General features: G+C 57.9%; 11 protein-coding genes. 3 read left to right on the top strand and 8 right to left on the bottom strand.

Annotated features, from left to right (window positions below):
- Positions 1–121 precede the first annotated feature (121 nt).
- Positions 122–1,201: a Gfo/Idh/MocA family protein gene (locus tag HJB82_RS00230; RefSeq protein WP_207585138.1), complete on the top strand. Its 1,080-nt coding sequence runs from the start codon at positions 122–124 to the stop codon at positions 1,199–1,201.
- Between the two features lie 99 nt (positions 1,202–1,300).
- Here the strand turns inward: HJB82_RS00230 and HJB82_RS00225 are convergent, their stop codons facing one another.
- From HJB82_RS00225 to HJB82_RS00190, 8 genes are all read right to left on the bottom strand, one after another.
- Entirely contained in the window at positions 1,301–2,440 is a 1,140-nt protein-coding gene (locus HJB82_RS00225) for an ROK family transcriptional regulator (RefSeq protein ID WP_221117625.1), read from the bottom strand.
- Positions 2,441–3,024: 584 nt separating this feature from the next.
- On the bottom strand, positions 3,025–4,095 hold the full coding sequence (locus HJB82_RS00220; RefSeq protein ID WP_221139382.1) for a GDP-L-fucose synthase: 1,071 nt from the start codon (positions 4,093–4,095) through the stop codon (positions 3,025–3,027).
- Positions 4,088–5,191, bottom strand: coding sequence for a GDP-mannose 4,6-dehydratase (gene gmd, locus HJB82_RS00215; protein WP_207585141.1), 1,104 nt, complete (start codon positions 5,189–5,191; stop codon positions 4,088–4,090). The genes HJB82_RS00220 and gmd overlap by 8 nt, the downstream gene beginning before the upstream one ends.
- A 96-nt stretch (positions 5,192–5,287) precedes the next feature.
- Entirely contained in the window at positions 5,288–7,492 is a 2,205-nt protein-coding gene (locus HJB82_RS00210; protein ID WP_207585142.1) for a polysaccharide biosynthesis tyrosine autokinase, read from the bottom strand.
- Complete coding sequence (locus HJB82_RS00205) at positions 7,489–8,631, bottom strand: glycosyltransferase family 4 protein (protein ID WP_221117627.1); 1,143 nt, start codon at positions 8,629–8,631, stop codon at positions 7,489–7,491. The genes HJB82_RS00210 and HJB82_RS00205 overlap by 4 nt, the downstream gene beginning before the upstream one ends.
- Positions 8,625–9,725 carry a glycosyltransferase family 4 protein gene (locus HJB82_RS00200; protein WP_221139381.1) on the bottom strand — a complete coding sequence of 367 codons (1,101 nt, stop codon included), beginning with the start codon at positions 9,723–9,725 and terminating at the stop codon, positions 8,625–8,627. The genes HJB82_RS00205 and HJB82_RS00200 overlap by 7 nt, the downstream gene beginning before the upstream one ends.
- A complete protein-coding gene (locus tag HJB82_RS00195) occupies positions 9,722–10,672 on the bottom strand; it encodes a glycosyltransferase (RefSeq protein ID WP_207585145.1) in 951 nt (316 codons plus the stop codon). Before HJB82_RS00195 ends, HJB82_RS00200 begins: the two co-directional genes overlap by 4 nt.
- 9 nt (positions 10,673–10,681) lie before the next feature.
- The gene (locus tag HJB82_RS00190) at positions 10,682–10,909 is read right to left on the bottom strand and encodes a hypothetical protein (RefSeq protein WP_207585146.1); all 228 of its coding nucleotides are present in this window, start codon (positions 10,907–10,909) and stop codon (positions 10,682–10,684) included.
- A gap of 395 nt (positions 10,910–11,304) precedes the next feature.
- Between HJB82_RS00190 and HJB82_RS00185 the strand changes: the two genes are divergently transcribed.
- Together HJB82_RS00185 and HJB82_RS00180 are read left to right on the top strand one after the other, a co-directional pair.
- A complete protein-coding gene (locus HJB82_RS00185) occupies positions 11,305–12,624 on the top strand; it encodes an O-antigen ligase (protein WP_207585147.1) in 1,320 nt (439 codons plus the stop codon).
- Positions 12,621–14,747 carry a right-handed parallel beta-helix repeat-containing protein gene (locus HJB82_RS00180; protein ID WP_221139380.1) on the top strand — a complete coding sequence of 709 codons (2,127 nt, stop codon included), beginning with the start codon at positions 12,621–12,623 and terminating at the stop codon, positions 14,745–14,747. The genes HJB82_RS00185 and HJB82_RS00180 overlap by 4 nt, the downstream gene beginning before the upstream one ends.
- Positions 14,748–14,818: the final 71 nt, after the last annotated feature.

Genomic DNA, 14,818 nt, shown 5'->3' with positions numbered 1-14,818 from the left:
TGGCGCATCCATCCGCAATTTTCCTGAAGAAGAGCACGAGGCGATCGCGGATGGCCGCGATGGCAAGGCAAAGGTTTTGTCCGGCTGCGCGGTAGCCGGAAGCGAACTCATGGAGGATAAGATGCGGTTACTCATTCTCGGCACAGGCGGCATGGCCAACCAGCACGCCGCGAGATTCAAGGCGATCGAAGGCGTCAGCGTCGTTGGAGGCGTCGATGTCGTTGCGGAAAGGCTTACTGCCTTTTGCACCGAACATGGCATCGCCAATCAATTCACTTCCCTCGAAGAGGCTCTCGCCTGGGGCGAGTTCGATGCGGTCGCCAATGTCACGCCTGATAACATCCACCACCCGACGACGCTTCAGGCGATCGCCGCCGAAAAACACGTCTTCTGCGAAAAGCCGCTTGCCACCGATGCGGTCAAGGCGATGGAGATGACCGAGGCGATCGAGCGATCGGGCAAGGTCGGCATGGTCAATTTCACCTATCGCAACTCGCCGGCGCTGCAGAAAGGTCGGCAGATGGTGCTCGCCGGCGAAATCGGCGCGGTGCGCCATGTCGAGGCCTCCCACCTTCAAAGCTGGCTGGTCGGTCGACACTGGGGCGACTGGAAGAGCGAAAGCAAATGGCTGTGGCGGCTGAGCAAGAAGCATGGATCGAACGGCGCACTCGGCGATATCGGCATCCACATCGTCGATTTCGCCTCATACGGTTCGGGGCTCGACGTCGCCCATGTCTTCGCGCGGCTGAAAACCTTCGACAAGGCGCCAGGCCACAAGATCGGCGAATATGATCTCGATGCGAACGACAGCTTCACGATGAATGTCGATTTCACCAATGGTGCGATCGGCACGATTCAGGCCACACGCACGGCAGCCGGCCAGATGGATCAGTTGCGCCTCAGGGTCTACGGCGAAACCGGCTCGATCGAGATGATTTACGATACGGGACAATCGACGCTGCGCGCCTGTCTCGGCGAAGACGTGCATACTGCGACCTGGAGCGACGTGCCGTTCGATCCTGTCGAGACCAACTACCAGCGTTTCGTCCAGGCCGTGCGAGCCGGCAGGACGCAGGAACCGTCGTTCCGCCGCGCCGCCAATATCCAGAAGATCCTCGACAAGGCGCTGGCATCCGATCTCAGCCATGCCGACGAAGCGCTAGAACAGGATGATTTTAGGCCCGGTCGGCCTAAAATCTGATTCCTGTTCTACATTAGATAGCTAGAGCATGATGTCGTCCGAAAACCGCCCAGACTTTTCGGCATCATGCTCTAGCGTGATGCATGATACGCAATGGCGTCAGGCGGAAGCTGGCGGCAGCAGTAAAGTGTTGAGGAAGGGCAGGAGGGCGGCACCGAGTGCCACCCCGCCGCCGCTGAAGCTCGCCGGTTTCATCGGCGAAATCCATGGTGTCAGCAACGGCCTCGTCGAGGTGTCGCGCCGCTCGATGGAAAGTTGATGGATCAGGGCTTCGATCACGCCTTGTGGCAAATCGCTCCCGATCATGACGACGCTGGGCGCAAGAAAGCCGGCCATGGCGATGATCGGGTCGAGCAGATGGCCGGCGGCCTCGCGTATCCATTGCGACAATGATGGCGAGGAGAATTCTTCCCCGTCCAGCAAGCGCGTGAATTCCTGGTCGCCGATCCTCGACCGCAGGGACTCGAAACCGACGACGGTGTTCAGCTGGACATTGTCGGGGCCGGTCAGCATTTCGCCGATGCTGCCCGCCCTGCCGTGGACGCCGGAATAGGGAATGCCGCGAATGAGAAAACCAGCCTGAACGTCGTCATCGATGATGATCATCGCCAGCCCGCCCTCCCGCGTAGAGCTGCCGATCGTGCGCTCTGCGAGTAGGCTCGCGGTGCACTCGTTCTCGGCATAGGGACGGGCGATCGCCGACAGTGCGGCGATTTGATCGCTTTGCTCGTCCGTCCAATCGTTGGCGGCGATGCCAAGGCCGAGGATCGGCATGGCGGCGTGGCGATCGGCGATGTCCTTGACGGCGGCGTGCACCGCGCCGACCCTGTCTGTGGGGCCCAGGCTGAAATAGACCCGATCATGAGCCTGGCCGCTGAGATCGATGAGCACGATCTCGCCGCGCCGCTGGCGGAGTTTGACGCCGATCGAAAAGGCGCCTTCCGGACGCAAGGCGAACTCGGTGGCGGTCGCCCCGCCACCGGGACCGCTGCGGCGATGGGAGGTGACAAGCTTCTGGTCGGCCAATCGGCGAAGAATATTGGTGATGCCGGGGCCTGACAGGCCGCTATGCCGGCCAAGCTCCATCCGCGTCAACGGACCATGGCGGCGGATGGCTTCCAGAATGACGCGAATATTTCGATCGGCGATTTCACCGGACCTGAGGCCAATTGTTTTGGCGCGCGGGGCACCCATGTCCTGGGTTTGAAGCCGACGCGGCCCTGATCGAAGATACCGCATGATCGTCTTCCCTGGAGCATGATGCCGAAAAGTGTGAGCGGTTTTCTCATGACATCATGCTCTAACTATCTAATGTAGAACAGGATTCAGATTTTAGGCCGACCGGGCCTAAAATCATCCTGTTCTAAAGCACCATTTCGATTGTGTACCACGCTTCCGGTCGATGCTCGTAACAATTTTTCCTGTGGATGCGCGTAACTAACTGATTCTATTGCTCCAGAAACCACCCTGTCTCAAGGCGCAGCCCGGCAAAGTCGGAGCTGGTTTGGCAAACTGGCTCGAGCAACGGTTTGCATGTGGGTGCGGCCGCGCCTGCCGACTTTACCGTAGCAATCGTCGTCCGACAGCCCGGCCGAAGGCGATCTCGTGGAGCCATCCGACGTGGTTATCCGTTTAATAGAGCGACAAGCGATATCGGCATCTCGACCGCGAAAAAATCCATTGCCGCACCGATAATCAGCGCCCACACGACTATCAGGAAAATGAGCGCTACAATCCTGATTTCTACCGGTCGCATTGTTTGCTCCATCCCCGCATATGCGTCCCCCCCGAGACAAAAGCTCATTGTGCCTCGCGCAAATTCGCTATGCGCGAGGATGATGTGCGACCGAAGAGAGCGTGGACGCATGCAGCGCCGAAGTCTCGGCTCTCTCAATACCGATGTCGCTTTGGCCGACCAGGTCGCCGGAAATAATCCTGTTGCTGCGTTCGAGATAATGACCGTCACGGAAAGAGCGATAGGCGTCTTCGATACCCTCCTTCAGACCGATCTTGGGAGACCAGCCGAGAGCGCGAAGCTTGTCGATGCTCAAGAGTTTACGTGGCGTTCCATCTGGCTTGGTGAGGTCGTGCTTGATCTTGCCTTCGAAGCCAACGACCTTGGAGACGAGTTGTCCCAATTCGAGGATGGAAATGTCTTCGCCGGAACCGACATTCACATGACTTTCGGCGGAATAGGTCTTCATGAGATGGAGGCAGGCGTCGGCACAATCGTCAACATGCAGGAATTCGCGCCGCGGCGTGCCAGTACCCCAGATGCAGATCTCTTGCTGCTGGTTGACCTTGGCTTCATGCGCCTTGCGTATGAGCGCCGGCATGACATGGCTTGACCCGAGGTCAAAATTGTCCTCGGGACCATAAAGATTGGTCGGCATGGCCGAGATGAAATCTCTACCGTGCTGTTTGCGATAGGCGTGGCAGAGCTTTAATCCGGCAATTTTGGCGATCGCATACCATTCATTCGTGGGCTCAAGCGATCCAGTCAGAAGGGAGTCCTCCACGATCGGCTGGTCGGCGAATTTCGGATAAATGCAGGACGAGCCCAAAAACATCAGTTTTTCGACGTGAGTTCTATGGGCTGCGTGGATGACGTTCGCTTGGAGAATCAAGTTGTCGTAAAGAAAGTCGGCCGGATAGGTAGCGTTCTCCAGAATGCCGCCGACCCTCGCCGCAGCCAGGAAGACGGCGTCGGGACGATTCTTACTCATCCAGGCCTCCACCTGCTCCTGCCGTCTGAGGTCGACCTCGGCGCGGGTGGCCGTCAAAATCTCGCAACCCTCGGAAGCGAGACGCCGCACGATCGCAGAGCCCACCATGCCGCGGTGGCCCGCGACATAGACCCTTTTTCCGGCAAGGCTGTAGATCACCTCAGGCATGAGCAAAGCCTTTGGTTGCGCCTAGCGACGGAACATTTCGTGCCATGACTTTCAGATCCTCGCGAACCATCTCCGCAACCAGCTGATCAAGGCTGGTCTCGTGTTTCCAGCCAAGCTTGGTGTGCGCCTTCGTCGGATCGCCGATCAAAAGATCAACTTCAGTCGGACGAAAGTAAGCTGGATCGATCTCCACCACACACTGACCGGATGTCTTATCGTATCCCTTTTCCTCAACCCCGTTCCCACGCCAATCAATTGGCATGCCCACCTTGGCAAAAGCCTTATCGACAAAGGAACGAACCGAGTGCGTTTCGCCTGTCGCCAGGACATAATCCTCCGGTTCGTCCTGTTGCAGCATCAGCCACATGCCGCGGACATATTCTCGTGCATGTCCCCAGTCGCGCTTGGCATCCAGATTGCCGAGATAGAGCCTTTCCTGCAGGCCAAGATGGATCGCCGCCGCCGCCCGGGTGATCTTGCGTGTCACGAATGTTTCGCCGCGGATTGGGCTTTCATGATTGAACAAAATGCCGTTCGAGGCGTGCATGCCGTATGCCTCGCGATAATTGACCACAATCCAATAGGCGTAGAGCTTGGCCGCCGCGTAGGGTGATCGGGGGTAGAAAGGCGTCGTTTCGCTCTGCGGGACTTCCTGGACTTTGCCGTAGAGCTCTGAGGTGGACGCTTGATAGAAGCGGGTCTTTTTGGTCAGCCCCAGGAGGCGAATTGCTTCAAGTAGCCGAAGAGTGCCGGTTCCATCCGCGTTAGCCGTGTATTCCGGCGTCTCGAAAGAGACTTGAACGTGGCTCTGTGCGGCGAGATTATAGATCTCGTCCGGCTGCGTTTCCTGAACGACACGGATGAGATTCGTTGAATCGGTCATGTCCCCGAAATGCAGAATAAAGCGAGGATTCTCGATGTGGGGATCCTCGTAGAGATGCTCGATACGACTGGTGTTGAAGGACGATGAGCGTCGCTTGAGGCCGTGAACGATATAGCCCTTCTCCAAGAGCATTTCGGCCAGATACGCGCCGTCCTGACCTGTTATACCGGTAATCAGCGCAACTTTTCGGTTCTCTCTCATTCTCGTATCCATGGGTCCTCCAACTTGGATGCCAATGCAGAAGCAAATTATGCTGTGTAGTTCGTGCAATTTCAAAAAATGAGCATTTAATCAGTGCGTGTGATGTATTCACACTTTGAGTTTGTAGTATTTCATCAGGGATTTTGAAAAAAGCTCCGAGTCGCTGAAATTATACAGTGCGTGCTTTTCGGGATTTACCTTGTTGATCGCGACAACGATTTCCGAGTTCCGCGAGCTTTTCATTTGCTGCAGGCTGAACTCGACGGCGCGGCGGCTCGTCTTTCCCCATCCAACGATTGCCAGTGTTCTTTCCGCCAGGGCAGTCAAATGCACGGTATCTGTCGAGGCGAGCACAGGCGCGCTGTCGAAGATGACAACCTGGCCGGCCGCGACCGCCATCTCGATGATTTCTGCGAGGCCGTTCGGACGGACGCGCCGCTGGAGACTGAAATTTCCAGACGGAATGAAATCGATACCGCTTGGATGGTGGTAGACGATGTCGCGGAAATCGGCTTGACCATTCAGGAATTCGTTCAATCCGTGCGTTAGCTCCGACCTGAAAAACGAATCGAGTTTTCCCCGCCGAAGGTCGCCATCGACCAGCAGCACCGGAATCGCGGCGGCGGCAAGTTCGATAGCCAGCGATCGCGCGACAAGCGACTTGCCGTCCCCGCTGTGAGCCGACGTAACGACGATGCTGTTCGGCAACTTACCGCCATTGGACTGCTTGAGTGAAAGCACCACGGTACGGATTGCTTCGTCAAACATCGGGACCGGTATATGTGTGAACATCGTCTTCGAATGTTCCCTTCGCGCCAGACGCGGGATAAGTCCAGCCGGTATCGTGCGCGCCATTCCAGATATCTGGTCGAAGCTCCGGACCGTCCGGTCCCACATTTCGATCACGAAAGCGGCCGTTATGGCGGCCGAGATTGCGGCCAGGAGGGCGCCCACCAGATAGGAAAGCCGTCCACGTCCCTGTGATGCAAGCGGCACTGTAGCCGGTGTTAAAACTTCCAACTCCGCCCCCGGCAGCAGGGCCCTCGCGGCGAGGTCACGGCGCTGGTTCTCAAGCTTGTCGAGTGCCGTTTGTTCCTTTTCCGCGATCTTCTGAAGTCGCAACAATTCCGTCTGCACCAGCGCATCGCGTATGCGTTTTTCATTAGCAACAACCAACCTGGATTGTACTGCTTCAGCTTCATGATCAAGTGCGACGAGCTTGATCCGCATTGTCTGGAGATATTGTTTGGTCGCAAGTTCGAGATCGGCACGGGATTCTTGGATCTCTCCACGTAGCTCCACCACGGCGTCGGCATTGCCGTCATATGTCTCGAGAAGACGGGCGAGATCCTGTTCCTGTCCGCGAAGATCGCGTTGCTTTATGGCAATGCTGTCGGGGACGACGATGTTCTGCGCTGCGACCGAAGCGTTATCGGCTGTTTCCAGCGTCGAGATCGCCGCCTCTACCTCAACCCGGCTTTCTTCGATTTTCCCTTCTCGGCCAGTGAGTTCCAGAAATGACTTGATCCGTTCCTCCTGAGCGTCCTCTTTCGAGACGACGTCCATCGATTCTTGATAGTTGCGGGCAGCGTCTCGAGAAGTGTCAGCGCGAACCTGCTGTTCCGTGATGCGCTGTCGTATCCACTCTTCCGCCGCATCCAGGCGGCCACGGACACTCTCCTTCCGCTCATCGAGGTAAATGCCGATGACCCGGTTCGGAACCGCGGCTGCGAGTTCAGGATCAGTCGAATTGAAGCTGATCTGGATAACGTCACTCTTATCTTCATGCCACACGCCGAGCGCCCTAAAATATTCCGGGATGATGGCGTTGATGTTGTCCCGTAAAGGCGAGGTGGGGTTTTTTGTGTCGAACAGGGCGCGCACCTTTGTCCGGATCCTTTCGATGAACGAGGTCTCCCGCAGCGCTGGATTGAATTCCTCCCGCACGTCAAGCTGCAGTTCGCGGACAACTCGCTCTGCGATACTTCTGGATAGAAGCCGCTCAGTCTCCGATTTCGCGTCAAGTAGATCACTGTGGTTGGCATCGTCCGTATCAAGCGATGTTGCGAGGGGCTGGTGGACAATCAACCGGGCCCAGCCCTGGTAGGTGGGCTTCAGCCCAAAGATCATAATCGCCGCGGGCGCCATGAGCAGCATGGTTATCGTGATGATCATGATCATTCTTCGGCGAACGAGACGGTAAATGGATGCCAGATCGAAGTTGTCCGCCTTGGTCTCTACCTGAAAGCGTGGGTCATAGCGCATCGGCGAGATCGGAAGATTGCGGTCCGGCGGAAGAGTGGAAATCGTCATCGTGCGCCAACCATTGCTTGAGGTTTCGCGGAAACGGTTTCGTATAGTTTCTCGAGCGACCGCATGTAGGCCTTCATGCTGAAATGGTTGAGGTAATGCGTGCGCCCCCGGACTGAGAGGCGGATGCAGGTTTCTGGATCGGTCACCAGTTTCGCCATGGCTGCAGCCAAGGCATTCGGATCTCCGACGGGCACGAAAATCCCGGTTTCACCGTCGGTAATGACTTCGTCATGCGCTCCGACACGCGTGGTGACGACCGCGAGCCCGTGGGACAGCCCTTCGAGCAGGGCCATTGCCAGACCTTCGGCGTGCGAAGGCAGAACCAGGATATCTGCACGCGCACACAGGGCTCGCGCCTCACCGGCGTCGAGCCAGCCGGGCATCTCTACCAGATCGGAAAGCGCCATGGCGTCAGCCTGACGGCGATAATCCTCGACAGGTCCGTCGCCTGCCAGTACAGCCCGCCACTGGAGTTCTTTCATGAGCGGGTGGCTCAGGGCCAACAAAAGCTCCGTGACGCCCTTGCGTTCGCTCAACCGGCCGAGGAATACGATCAGCGGTGTCTGGCCGACGCGAATATCGTGCGCCCCGGGATCGGGGACGCAATTATGGGCAACGACCGTGCGACGCTCGTCAACGCCCAGAAGTGTGGTCAGCGTCATGCGATCGCGCCGGCCGAGCGCCACAACGCAATCGGCATTCTGAAACATCCGACGGATGAGCCGTTGCTGGCGCGGCGAGCGTTGCGCAAAGTCGCCGGCATAGTCGTAGTCGTGCAGGTGCAATATGTGGCAGCACCCGAACAAACGGGCAGCCTCGGTCAGGATCAGTTTTCGGGAGGTGCTGCCGCGGCCGGCGATATGGATATGGTGAATGCGGGCCGGCGCGACAATCCGGTCCTTTGCCATCGTCAGGATGGCGCCGAGCAGGCGTGCGGGTGACGTCACCTTGGACCATCGAGCCCCTCTGGTATCGGTGACGAAATGTTCGGTGCCGGTCTCGTTCGCTGTCTCTGTTATATAGCCGACCAGCCTGCCAATGCCGCCGCCGTTCTCGCAGCCGCCCGGAACATAGTGGCGGACGCTGGCCGTGCTCCGTAGTGCCATTCGACTTCTGTCCGTCACGGCCTCCATCAGCATGACCCGATCACCTCCCGATAAACGGCCGCGGCCTGGGCGCCGACCCGTTCAGGCGAATTCGGTCCTTTGGCCCATTCGAGCGCATTGGCGCCGAAATTGTTTCTCAGTTCGCCGTTGTCTGCCAATGTCCTGATTGCTGCCGAGAGCTCTTTGGCATCTCCGGGAGGGACCACCATTCCCAACCCGTTGGGCTGAACGGTGCCCCGCAACTCGCCGACATCCGTGACGATCACCGGTTTGCCAAATGCGGCAGCAAGGTTGAGTACACCGCTTTGGGATGCTTCAGTATAGGGAAGCACGACAATGTCGGTGTCCAGGAAAAGCTGGGCGACCTCTGCATCCTCGATAAAACGATTGCGAATGTCGTAGCGGCCGGCATCCCCCATAAGCGGCTGGAATATCAGCGGATTGTCGCCACGGCCTGCGACCGTGATGCGCAGGTTGGGAAGGGCGTCCTTGAGCATCGCCTCGGCCCGAACCAGATGTTCCAGGCCCTTGTAGGCGAAAATCCGTCCGAAGAGCAGGACGCGTATGGTACCATCCGCTTCGCGCGGTGCCATCTTCTGTCGCCGCGCGAGTTCCGCATAGCGAAGGATGGAGGGATGCGACAGGACATGGACACAGTCCGGCGATTTTGAATATCGATCGAGGACAAGCCGCTTCAGTCCCTCGCCGTGGACGACAACATGTCCGGATTGTTTCACCATCAATTCGGGGGCCCAGTCGGGCAGCGAACGCGTATCGGAATCGCCGGGATGGATTTCCACGTCATGAACGGTCGTCACAAGCGGGATCGGGCGCCAGAACGGCACGGCAAGGTTCAGCCAAAGCGTAGAATTGCTGAGGAGATGGATGAGGTTTGGCTGTTCCCGCCGGATCAGACGCGTAAGCTGGTAGAGAAACCAGGGATTGGAGAGAGAACGGTGTCTCGGCCAGTCCAGAAGGTGCAGATCGACAGCCGGATCGAAAGAAGAGGCGAGATGTGCATAGCGCCGGCGAGGCACGGCAAGCACAACGTTCAGGTGTTGGGCAACGCCGCTGGCGAAGGAGATGGTATAGTCTTCCAGTTCGGAAACCAATAGCAGCGCCTTCATTTCGCTGCCTCCGACAAGCCGACGTCCAGGCCGAGCCGTGACAGGCCGCGCGCAGAGCGCAAACTATCGCGCGTCCGTCGGAGCAGGTTCGGTTCGCCGGCAAAGAAGAGGCCTTCGACGGCAAGCTTGAACCGGGTGCGTGTATCGGCTCCCTGCAGCTTTGCCGACGCGATGCGATAGGGATGGTGATCCGTCAGACGTAGTCTTGCCGGCAGTTGATGGGTTGAGAGAAACAGGTTCGTCGCTTCAACGGTACGCTGCCAGTGCGTCATCCGCCTCCTTAGCGTGGTGGCATCCTCGGTCGAGCGATACCAGTTGTTATTGTGGATGCGGTAGAATCCAAGCGGATCCGGCATGGCAATGACGTCCCCCAGAAACGGATAGATCCCCACGAGCCAGGCGTCGGCCGATATGCGGAATTGTTCGGGAATGCTGCCGGCAGCATTCCATGCGCTACGCCGTACCGCGACGGCTGACGTCATCGGAAAAGGCCACCAGCCAGCCGATCTGGTGAGTAGCGGCGACAAAGCGCCCGAACACAGGGTTCGAGGGATCGGCTTGGAAGTCGGCGTGCCATCGACAAGCGTTGGCTGCAGTCGGTGATAGACGAGCGATGCTTGCGGGTTTGCGCGGAACGCTGCAGCCGTCGCCGACAGCTTGCTCGGCGCCCACCAGTCGTCAGCATCCAGAAAACAGAGGATCTCGCCCGTGCTTGATCTCACAGCGGTATTGATCGCAGCCGCCTGTCCTGCGTTCTCCTGGAAGATCACCTTTACTCGGTTGTCATACACTTCCAGAACAGACCGCGACTGGTCGGTAGAGCCGTCATCGACGACGATTATCTCGACGTTGCGCGCGTCCTGGCTCAACACGCTGTCTATCGCCCGCCCAACGAAGCGAGCGTAGTTGTAATTATTGATGAGGACACTGAGGGCCGGCCGCTCCATGGCGCGCGCTCAGGCGGGTTGCCGCGATGCGCTGCTGTGCAGCAGCGCAAAGTTGCTTGAGAGGTCGACCTTTAGGTAGCCATCGAGGCTTGGAGCCTCGGTGATGGTGATATTCAAAATACCATGTCGGCCGAACAGCATCTCGCGCAGAGCCGATGAGATCGCCGCTGACAATGCCACGACGAGCAGAGCGCCGGTCGTGTTGCATAGAGAACTAGGATCATGACGCAGAAACATAGTAATCCTAACCTTCCAGGCTTCGACTGCAGAGATAGCCTCTGTCAGAATTGTTGCCTCATTGCAGTGGAACCGCGGCTTACCCACCACGCTTCACGAGAGATTCATCGCCACGGTACCGGTGAACGGACAAGCGCAACATCTGCTCTTAAGGGCAATTCGCGGGCATGAAGACCCACCTTTTGGGTAAATGCCGGCTGAAAGCTTAGGCGCAACATCGTCTTTGGGTGGAGCGAAGGTGCATTAGGCGTAGCCCGCCCTTCACTAGAACAGGTTGACCGGGGATGTGGCCGGATGATTGCTTGAGAGCAGCGCAGCCACAAAGGCCGACACCTGTTTTTTTGATCTGCCGCGATCAACAGCCGCTTGTCTGTTCAAGTCAGTCGGGACGGATAATGAGAGTAGATAGCCTCAGAACTGCCAGCGGACCAACCATCAGTTGGCGGGCCATAGAATGCTGGGGCGCCGGCATATCCCTTTTTCTTCAGGCAGGCGCTCTTCTGCCACTTATCCTGGCTGATGCGGACGGAACGCTCAGCGAATCTGCCAAATCTATACTGCGTCTTCCTTGCTTTCCTGTTTATGCATTTACAATCGTGATCCTGATACGCAATTTTCCGCAGTTTCTAACGGCGCTCAGACGAAATCTGATTCTTCCCCTGATGCTCGTCTTGCCGTTTTTGTCTGCCCTGTGGTCAATATCACCGCCAACGACCTTGAGGCGCGCAATCGGCCTTTTGTTTTGCATGCTTCTTTCCTATGTCCTGGCGATACGTTTCACGCCAAGGCAGCTGCTGTTCCTGCTATTTGTGACGCTTGGAGCCTGTATCGGCCTGAGTGTGGTTATCTCCGTGGTGTCACCAAGCCTCGCCAGTATGCCGGACGGTGCTATGCGGGGCGTCTTCATTCACAAGAACGTCCTGGGCTGGTACGCGGCTCTGATGATCTTGGTGGCGACGGCGGTGCTGATCGACGGCACGCTCGGTCTGCGGCGAACCGCGTTCATCTTGTTGGCGGCGGGTGTGATCTGCCTTGCAAGCTCCGGATCGATGACCGCGATCATTGCAACGTCAGTGGCGTATTGCCTGATCGGCTTTTATTCCCTCCTGCAAAGAAGCAGCAGCATTGGCCGCGTCGTCATCGTCCTGTTTTTCGTTCAGCTGTCTGTCGGCATTCTGATTTCGCTGCACGAATTCCTGGTTCCGGCCCTTGTAGCGCTCGGCAAGGACGCGACTTTGACGGGTCGGGTGCCATTGTGGGAGCTGGTTGACCGCGAAATATCCGATCGTTGGTTGCTTGGCTACGGTTACCAGGCTTTCTGGACAGTCGCGAACCCTGAAGCGACGCACATCTGGTTAAAAATCGGATGGCCGGCGCCCCACGCGCATAATGGATACCGCGATATCCTGTTGAGCTTTGGCATCATTGGAATGATTCCGTTCGCTCTGATGCTTCCCTACGCAATTCGCCAGGGCGCGTTCCTTCACTGTCATGATCCGCAGTACGGGTGGCTCTGGCTCAATGTCCTTACGATCATGATTCCGGTGATGAATCTGACCGAGAGTATTTTTTTCGTTCAGAATGACGCCATCTTCATCCTGTTTACCACAGCCATCATCATGTTTTCGCTATACGCGCCCGTCGTTTCGACCAGCCGTTCGCCAGCTTGGCAGGCGCCCGCGCATGGCCTTACGAGCGGGTTGCAGACATCATGAGGCGGCGTTTTAGACGGATCCTGAGCATTTTGCCTGTCATGCTCTTTCCCCAGCCCGGCAATCCGGCGCCAGTTGGGACAGAGATAGATGGGCCCGAGCGCCTGCAGGTGCTCGTCAGGGAGGCGACTTGCGCGGAAGCTTCCGCGACTTTGTCAGCCAAGTTGAAGGGGACTTCTTTAAGCGACGAATTGAGCAGCAGCACCGGGGTGCGGACGATATTTTACGTTTCTCCCGATGGCAAAGACACCTGGAGTGGCCTCCTTCCGACCGCAACTCAGCAGGGTGGCGACGGCCCTTTCGCCAGCATTGAAAGAGCCCGTGATGCTGCCCGTGAGAAGGGCGGCACCAACACCATCGCGCTGGGTAAAGGCGATTACTACCTTACTCAGCCGATCGTCTTTGATGCCCGCGATACGGGCTTGATCCTGACGGCAAGATGCAATGAAGCGCCGATTTTGCATGGGGGGCCGCGCGTGCGCGACTTCGCGCAGCAAGCCGATGGTCGCTGGACGGCGCCGCTGAAGTTGCCGCCGGATGAAGGGGTCGGTGACCTTTTCGTCGATGGGATACGCCAAACCAGAGCTCGATTCCCCAACGCCCCCGCTGATGGCGATCCACGCAAGGGATGGTTGTTTGCCGCAAAGTGCCAGCCTACCGTCGACGCGTCAGAAGGAAACACGGGCTTTTGTTTCCATGCCGGCGATCTTCCGGCAGTGGGTGATACAAGTGGACTGGTCGTGGACATCGTTGGGGGGTATCAACCCGGAAGCCAGTGGGGCAATGATACGCTCCCCGTTGTATCCATCGATGACGCCGGCCGGACTGTCCATACGAAAGGCACAGGCTATTTCTTTACCGCAGAAGGCAGCCGCTATTTCCTTGCCGGAGCCAAGACCTTGCTCGATGCTCCCGGAGAGTGGTGGTACGACCTTGTCGCGGGCGAGCTTCATTATATCCCTGTCGATCAGTCGTTGCCCAATTCCGTCGTCGTTGCTGGCATCCTGCCGACATTCTTCAAGTTGGATGGGGCCAGCGGGATGGTTGTATCAGGGTTCGAGTTTAGAGATGGAGCTCCCGAAGGCAGCGGCAAGTTCTATACGGAAACCAGAGGATTTGGCGCCATTCGGATCGAACACGCTGATGGCGTCAAGATTGTCGGCAACAGCATCGAGAATGTCGGCGTCGGGATCCATGTGACGGAAAGCAAGGATGCGTTGATTGCCGCCAATGTGATTGCGGATGTGGCTGGCAACGGGATCTACGTCGGCACAAATTATGGCACCTTCGGCAAGTCGAACGGCGCCAGGATCCTTTCAAACCATATCCATGACATCGGAAAGGTTTACATTGAAACCGCCGGAATATGGTTTCAGGCGGCTGACAATGTCAGGATCGCCGACAATCTGATCGAAAACACGGCGCAGTTCGGAATCGCCGGCGGTTCGCTGTGGGGTTCCAATGACGCCGTCTATAACGCTGTCATCGAGCACAACGTGATCCATAACGCCAATCAGCAGACGGCAGATGGCGGTGCCATCAAGATGATGGGCGAGCAGGCCGACCCTCTGAACAGCACCATCCGCTCCAATCTCGTGACCGGCACCGGTCATCTCATGAACAGGGCCGATGGGACGTTCTGGCCTCCCGGATATGAAAATACCGGTGAATGGCCGTCCCCTATCAGCTGGGCGATCTATACGGATGGGAAGGCGAGCGGGCTGCGCATCGAGGGAAATACGCTCTCGGGCAACGTCGCGGCGATCGGTATCAATGGCGGTTGGAGCAACCTGGTGGCGGGAAACGTCATCACGAACGGATCGGGCGCTGCTTTTCGCGTTGATGACGGTACCGGCAGGGGTTGGCGTCCACCGTGGGCACGCCCCAATCGTATTGAGGAGAACGTTGTATCGGTTGACAGTGACAGCGGCATTGTCGCGTACGTCAACGCTCCCGATCTTGGGCTTGGATTTGTGCAATTCGCGCGCAACCGCTACAGCGGCAACTTGAACGACAAGAGCTTCCGAATAGATCCGAGGATCATGCGTTCGGGAGAATTTGGCAGTCTAGGCGATCTTCAGAAGGCTGGGGCGGACACCGGGAGCGTGGCCGCGCCGCCCGAGTAACAAAAGGCGCGCGCCCCGCGACGAGCGGTGTTCTGCGGCGATAATGTTCGCCGGGATCTGCCGATCCGTCG

This window comes from Rhizobium sp. NZLR10 (assembly GCF_019685125.1).
Lineage (GTDB): Bacteria > Pseudomonadota > Alphaproteobacteria > Rhizobiales > Rhizobiaceae > Rhizobium.
This window is presented reverse-complemented; position numbering and strand designations above follow the sequence as displayed.

Excerpts from the sequence above, each read along its gene's own strand:
- HJB82_RS00230 (WP_207585138.1), top strand. The coding sequence starts at position 122 with ATGCGGTTACTCATTCTCGGCACAGGCGGCATGGCCAACCAGCACGCC.
- HJB82_RS00225 (WP_221117625.1), bottom strand. The coding sequence starts at position 2,440 with ATGCGGTATCTTCGATCAGGGCCGCGTCGGCTTCAAACCCAGGACATG.
- HJB82_RS00220 (WP_221139382.1), bottom strand. The coding sequence starts at position 4,095 with ATGCCTGAGGTGATCTACAGCCTTGCCGGAAAAAGGGTCTATGTCGCG.
- gmd (WP_207585141.1), bottom strand. The coding sequence starts at position 5,191 with ATGGATACGAGAATGAGAGAGAACCGAAAAGTTGCGCTGATTACCGGT.
- HJB82_RS00210 (WP_207585142.1), bottom strand. The coding sequence starts at position 7,492 with ATGACGATTTCCACTCTTCCGCCGGACCGCAATCTTCCGATCTCGCCG.
- HJB82_RS00205 (WP_221117627.1), bottom strand. The coding sequence starts at position 8,631 with ATGCTGATGGAGGCCGTGACGGACAGAAGTCGAATGGCACTACGGAGC.
- HJB82_RS00200 (WP_221139381.1), bottom strand. The coding sequence starts at position 9,725 with ATGAAGGCGCTGCTATTGGTTTCCGAACTGGAAGACTATACCATCTCC.
- HJB82_RS00195 (WP_207585145.1), bottom strand. The coding sequence starts at position 10,672 with ATGGAGCGGCCGGCCCTCAGTGTCCTCATCAATAATTACAACTACGCT.
- HJB82_RS00190 (WP_207585146.1), bottom strand. The coding sequence starts at position 10,909 with ATGTTTCTGCGTCATGATCCTAGTTCTCTATGCAACACGACCGGCGCT.
- HJB82_RS00185 (WP_207585147.1), top strand. The coding sequence starts at position 11,305 with ATGAGAGTAGATAGCCTCAGAACTGCCAGCGGACCAACCATCAGTTGG.
- HJB82_RS00180 (WP_221139380.1), top strand. The coding sequence starts at position 12,621 with ATGAGGCGGCGTTTTAGACGGATCCTGAGCATTTTGCCTGTCATGCTC.